The sequence below is a fragment of the Promicromonospora kroppenstedtii DSM 19349 genome (assembly GCF_000515355.1).
Classification (GTDB): Bacteria; Actinomycetota; Actinomycetes; order Actinomycetales; family Cellulomonadaceae; genus Promicromonospora; species Promicromonospora kroppenstedtii.
Window position 1 is genome coordinate 30,727 of record NZ_KI911625.1, and the last position, 5,434, is coordinate 36,160.

At 72.7% G+C, this 5,434-nt stretch carries 5 protein-coding genes; 3 read left to right on the forward strand and 2 right to left on the reverse strand.

All coding sequences use genetic code 11. The features are described from left to right. The first annotated feature begins 45 nt into the window (after positions 1-45). Entirely contained in the window at positions 46-309 is a 264-nt protein-coding gene (locus PROKR_RS30565) for a GNAT family N-acetyltransferase (protein WP_157601905.1), read from the forward strand. A 51-nt stretch (positions 310-360) separates the two neighbouring features. Here the strand turns inward: PROKR_RS30565 and PROKR_RS05765 are convergent, their stop codons facing one another. Both PROKR_RS05765 and PROKR_RS05770 read right to left on the reverse strand, forming a co-directional pair. Then, complete coding sequence (locus tag PROKR_RS05765; protein ID WP_036960486.1) at positions 361-1,284, reverse strand: NADP-dependent oxidoreductase; 924 nt, start codon at positions 1,282-1,284, stop codon at positions 361-363. Positions 1,285-1,491: 207 nt separating this feature from the next. Further along, on the reverse strand, positions 1,492-4,038 hold the full coding sequence (locus PROKR_RS05770) for an ATP-dependent DNA ligase (protein ID WP_036960488.1): 2,547 nt from the start codon (positions 4,036-4,038) through the stop codon (positions 1,492-1,494). 99 nt (positions 4,039-4,137) lie between these two features. Here PROKR_RS05770 and PROKR_RS05775 point away from each other — a divergent pair, with 99 nt between their 5' ends. Together PROKR_RS05775 and ku are read left to right on the forward strand one after the other, a co-directional pair. After that, positions 4,138-4,458, forward strand: a complete 321-nt coding sequence (locus PROKR_RS05775; protein WP_425414858.1) for a glutaredoxin family protein — start codon at positions 4,138-4,140, stop codon at positions 4,456-4,458. A 56-nt stretch (positions 4,459-4,514) separates the two neighbouring features. Next, entirely contained in the window at positions 4,515-5,318 is an 804-nt protein-coding gene (gene ku / locus PROKR_RS05780; protein WP_036960490.1) for a non-homologous end joining protein Ku, read from the forward strand. The last annotated feature ends 116 nt before the right edge of the window (positions 5,319-5,434 follow it).

The following is a 5,434-nucleotide window of genomic DNA, read 5'->3' on the forward strand; positions in this document are numbered from 1 at the left end:
GGCCGCCACGACCGAGCCGGCCGCCACGACCGAGCCGGCCGACGCGTGAGCGACTGGCTGATCCGGCCCGGGGCACCGGAGGACTTTCCCGCGATCCGCACGGTGCAGGTCGCCGCGTTCGGCGAGGACCGGTTCGCCGACGGCGTCGACCCCATCCGTGAGTCCTGGATCTACCGCCCGGCGCTGTCGCTGGTGGCGGTGTACGACGGCGCCGTGGTGGGCTACGCCAAACTGGGTGGTCGGCAGAATGTCAGGTGGTCGGCAACCCGAGTTGCCGACCACCTGACATTCTGCCGACCACCCGGATAGGCTCGCCGCAGCCCGCAGCCCGCAGCCCGCAGCCCGCAGCCCGCCCTGGCCTCAGACGCGGACGACGACCTTGCCCCGCGTATGGCCGGACTCGTTGGCGCGGTGCGCTTCGGCGGCGTCGGCCAGGTCGAAGACCTGCGCGATCTCGACGGACAGCTTGCCTGCGTCGAACAGCGCGGTGAGCGCGTCCAGGTCGGCGGTCGAGGGGCGCACCCACAGGTAGTGCCCGCCGTGCTCGCTGCGGGCGGTCGGGTCGGCGATCGAGGCGACCGTGCCGCCGTCGGCCAGGTTCTCGACGCTGGCCGCGACGGCCCCGTCGCCCACGAAGTCCAGGATGACGTCCACGCCGTCGGGCGCGACGGCGCGTACGCGGTCGGCCAGGCCGTCGCCGTAGGTGACGGGCTCGGCGCCCAGCCCGCGCAGGAACTCGTGGTTCCGCTCGCTCGCGGTGCCGATGACGCGGGCGCCCAGCGCCCTGGCGATCTGCACGGCGAACGCGCCGACGCCTCCGGCCGCGGCGTGCACGAGCACGGTCTGGCCGTCCCTGACGCCGGCCCGCTGGATCGCCTGGTACGCGGTGAGGCCCGCGAGCGGCACCGCCGCGGCCTCCTCGAAGCTCAGCGACGCCGGCTTGCGTGCCAGCGTGCGCACGGGCGCGGCGACCAGCTCGGCGAACGTGCCCCCGCGCACGGTGTCCTTGCGCACGTAGCCGTAGACCTCGTCGCCCACCTGGTACTCGGGGGTGTCCAGGCCGACCTGCTCGACGACGCCGGCGACGTCCCAGCCCGGGATCGCGGGCAGGTCCGTGTCGATGAGGCCCTGCAGGTACCCCTGGCGGATCTTCCAGTCGACCGGGTTGACCGACGCCGCCCTCACCCGGACGACGACGGCGTCGGGGCCGATGTGGGGGTCGGGCTGCTCGGTGAGCTCCAGGACGTCGGTGCTGCCGAACTCTGCATACGTGATCGCTCGCATGCAGGCGACAACCACCGTTGCGGACGCGGGTATTCCGCGCCCGCCGGGTGGCCCGCGGCACACTGTGCGCCGTCCCATCACTAATAGTGTGCCAAGCGCCGCGCGCAGCACCCAAGGTGCGCTACTACCCAGCGATCGCGCCCGGAATCGGCAAGATCCCGGCGCGATCGCTGGAAGAAGCGCACATCAACAGGCGCCGGACATCGGTCATGCGGGCGGCGGCACCTCCGCGACCACGTCCTGCGCCGCCTTCTCCGGGCGCCAGCCCCGCCACACCGAGTGCCGCATGCGCCGCTCGCCCGAGGCACCGTCGGAACCCTCGACCCAGTCGGCGTACGTCACCTCGCCCACCAGGCTCGGCGTGACCCAGCGCGCGTCCGACGCGTCCTCCGGCGGCACCCCGGACACCCCCGGCGTCTTGCGCTCCATGCCCCGCAGCCGGGCGGTGATCTCCCGGCGCTCGCGCTCGCTGAACCCCGTGCCGACCCGGCCGACGTAGCGCAGGCCGCTGCCCTCGCCGTCGGGCACTGCCATGAGCAGCGAGCCCATCACGGACGCGTCGGCGCGGCCCGGGCGCCAGCCCACCACGACCACCTCCTGCATGGCCTGGTGCTTGATCTTGAGCCACTCCCGCGAGCGGCGTCCGGCATAGGTGGAGGCGCGACGCTTGGCGACCACGCCCTCCAGCCGCAGGGTGCGCGAGGTGCGGACGGCGGCGTCGAGGTCGCCGTCGAAGGCGGGCGGCAGGTGAACGGGCGGGCGGGGCGCGACCAGGGACTCCAGCAGCTCGCGCCGCTCGGTATAGGTACGGCCGGTCACGTCCTCGCCGTCGGCCACCAGGACGTCGAACAGCATGAGGTCCACCTGGACCTGCGCGCGGGCGCGGGCGACGTCGTGCTCCTTGCGCAGGTTGGCGCGGTGCTGCAGGCGGCGGAAGTCGGGCCGGCCTGCGCGGTCGAGGGCGACGATCTCGCCGTCGAGCACCACGGGCAGGCGGGCGGCGTCGACCTGGCCTGCGAGCGCCGCGAGCTCGGGGAAGGTGACGGTGAGGTCCTGGCCGGAGCGGCTGATCAGGCGGAGGGTGTCGGGGTCCTGGACGTGGGCGAGGGTGCGGAACCCGTCCCATTTCATCTCGAAGGCCCAGTCGTCGGGCCGGGTGAGGTCGCCGGGGGTGGCGGCGGTGGCGAGCATGGCGCGCCACCGGCCGCCCGGCGGCGTCTCGCGGCGGGTACCGGGTTCTGGGGTCGCGGACGGTGCCGCGGGTTCGGTGCTCGACGGCGCGGGGGAGCCGGGCTGGGCCTTGGTGAGGTGGATGAGCCAGTTGTTCTCGGCGTCGCCGTCGCGTCCGCCGGTGCGGATCAGGGCGAGGCGGCGGGCGCCGCGCTCGGCGGAGTGCAGGGTGACGATGACCTCGTCGTCGCGCCACTTCTCCAGGTCGTAGGTGCCGGAGTCCCAGATGGTGACGTCGCCGGCGCCGTACTCGCCGGCGGGGATGCTGCCCTCGAAGGATCCGTACTCGAGGGGGTGGTCCTCGGTCTGCACGGCCAGGTGGTTCTTGGCGGGGTCGGTGGGTTCGCCGCGCGGGAGTGCCCAGCTGACGAGTACGCCCTCGTGCTCCAGCCGGAAGTCCCAGTGCAGGCGGCGGGCGTGGTGCTCCTGGATGACGAAGGTGGGGTCGGTCTCGACAGGTTCGGCCGGCGGGGTGGCTTCGGCCTGTGGGGCGGGTTCGACCTCCGCGGCGGGTTCCGGCTCGGGGTCGCCGCGCGGTCCGAACGGTTCCGGTGTCTTGGCGGGGTCCCGCTTGGCGCGGTAGGTCTCCAGCTTCTGGAAGGTGGCCAGCCGTTCCGTCGTCGGCTCCAGGGCGGCGAGGTGCCCTTCCAGCAGCGGCGCGAGGAGGTCGCCGTCGGCGGCGATGCGGGCCAGCACGTCGTCGGAGGTGAGCTGGGCGAGGTCCGGGTCCTCCAGCTCGGCCCATGTCCGTGGTGCGGCGACCCAGGGCCGGTCGAGGCCGCGCAGGGAGTAGGGCGCGATGGTGGTCTTGCTGCCGTTGTTCTGCGACCAGTCGACGAGCACCTTGCCGGAGCGCAGGGCCTTGCTCATGTCGCTGACCACCAGGTCGGGGTGCTCGGCCTCCAGGTAGCGGGCGAGCTCGTGCGCGACGGCGGAGACGGCGTCGGAGTCGAGGCGGGTGTCGGCGGCCTTGCCGAGGGCGGCGTAGAGGTGGATGCCCTTGGATCCCGAGGTGACGGGGTAGGGCTCCAGGTCCATGCCGCGCAGGATCTCGCGGGCCCAGCGGGCGACCTGCGCGCACTCGGTGAGGCCGGCGCCCGGCCCGGGGTCGAGGTCGAGCACGAGGCGGTCGGGGTCGAGCCGGGCCCCGGTGCGGCCGAACTGCCACTGCGGCGTGTGCAGCTCCAGGGTTGCGGTCTGGCCCAGCCAGGTCAGGGTCGCGAGGTCGTTGACCAGCACGTAGTCGTTGGCGGACTGCTTGTGCTGGATCGACCGCCGCTTGACCCAGTCGGGGGTGGAGGCGTCGAGGTTCTTCTGGAAGAACATCTGCCCGCCGGTGCCGTCCGGCCACCGTTTGCGCGTGACGGGCCGGTTGGCCGCGTGCGGCAGCAGCACCGGCGCCACCTCGGCCAGGTAGTGCAGCACCTCGCCCTTGGTGGTGCCCGACGCCGGGTAGAGCACCTTGTCGAGGTTGCTCAGGCGCAGGCGGTGCCCGTCGACCGTGACCGTGTGCGTCGTCGCCATCCCACCATCGTGCCGCCGTCAGGGCGTGTGCGCTCGGAGTCGGCGAGATCACTCGAACGGGGTCGTGGTGGGGTGAAGAACTCCGCTAGGCTCCGGCGCGTGATTTCTGACATCTCGACCGCCGCGTTCGCCTCGCCCCTGACGGTGGCCGGCGACGTGCCGTCGACGCGCCGGCCCGAGCGCCTCACCGTCTACGGCGCCGAGTGGTGCCGCGACTGCCGCCGCAGCAAGGCCGTGCTCGACGTGCGCCGCGTGGACTACGTGTACGTGGACCTCGTCGCGGAGCCGGCGCGGGCCGACGAGGCCGAGGCGCTGACCGGGCGCAAGCAGATCCCGGTGCTGGTCTTCCCGGACGGCGAGCACCTGGTGGAGCCCACCAACGCCGAGCTCTGCGAGAAGCTGGACCGCGCGGGCCTCTGACCTCGGCCCAGGGGTAAACCTGGGCATGTAGTGCGCTTGGGGCGCACCATAGAAGGATGAGGGCCATCTGGAAGGGTGCCGTGACCTTCGGTCTCGTCAACGTCCCGGTCAAGGTCTACAGCGCGACCGAGGATCACGACGTGCCGTTGCACCAGGTGCATGACGCCGACGGCGGACGCATCCGGTACAAGCGCGTGTGCGAGATCGACGGCGAGGTGGTGCCGTACGAGCACATCGACAAGGCGTACGACGACGGCGAGCGCACCGTGGTGCTCACCAAGCAGGACCTCGCCGACCTGCCCGCCGAGCGGGACCGGGAGATCTCGGTGGTCGAGTTCGTGCCGAGCGACCAGATCGACCCGATCATGTTCGACCGCACCTACTACCTGGAGCCCGACTCCAAGTCCACGAAGGCGTACGTGCTGCTGCGCCGCACGCTGGAGGAGACCGACCGCACCGCGGTCGTGAAGTTCGCGCTCCGGCAACGCACTCGGCTCGCGGCGTTGCGCGTGCGGGACGAGGTGCTGGTGCTGCAGACCCTCCTGTGGGCCGACGAGATCCGCGAGGCCGCGTTCCCGTCCCTCGACGAGCCCGCGAAGGTGAGCGCCAAGGAGCTGACGATGTCGGCGCAGCTCGTCGCCAGCTTCGAGGCGGACTTCACGCCCGAGGACTACGAGGACGAGTACCAGGTGCAGCTGCGCAAGCTCGTGGACGCGAAGCTGGAGGCGGGCGAGAGCGTCGACACGGCGGCCACCTTCGGCGAGCAGGCCGAGGAGGGTGGGGGCGCCGAGGTCGTGGACCTCATGGAGGCCCTCAAGCGTTCCGTCGCGGACGCGAAGAAGTCCCGCAAGACCGGCTGAGCCGCACCGGCCGAACCGGCCCGGGTCACGCGCCCAGGTGGGCCGCCAGGCCCTGTTCCCCCGCGCGCATCACCCGCGAGTGCGCCCAGGCCAGCGGACCGGGGGCCACGCGCGCC

Excerpts from the sequence above, each read along its gene's own strand:
- PROKR_RS05770 (WP_036960488.1), bottom strand. The coding sequence starts at position 4,038 with ATGGCGACGACGCACACGGTCACGGTCGACGGGCACCGCCTGCGCCTG.
- PROKR_RS05765 (WP_036960486.1), bottom strand. The coding sequence starts at position 1,284 with ATGCGAGCGATCACGTATGCAGAGTTCGGCAGCACCGACGTCCTGGAG.
- ku (WP_036960490.1), top strand. The coding sequence starts at position 4,515 with ATGAGGGCCATCTGGAAGGGTGCCGTGACCTTCGGTCTCGTCAACGTC.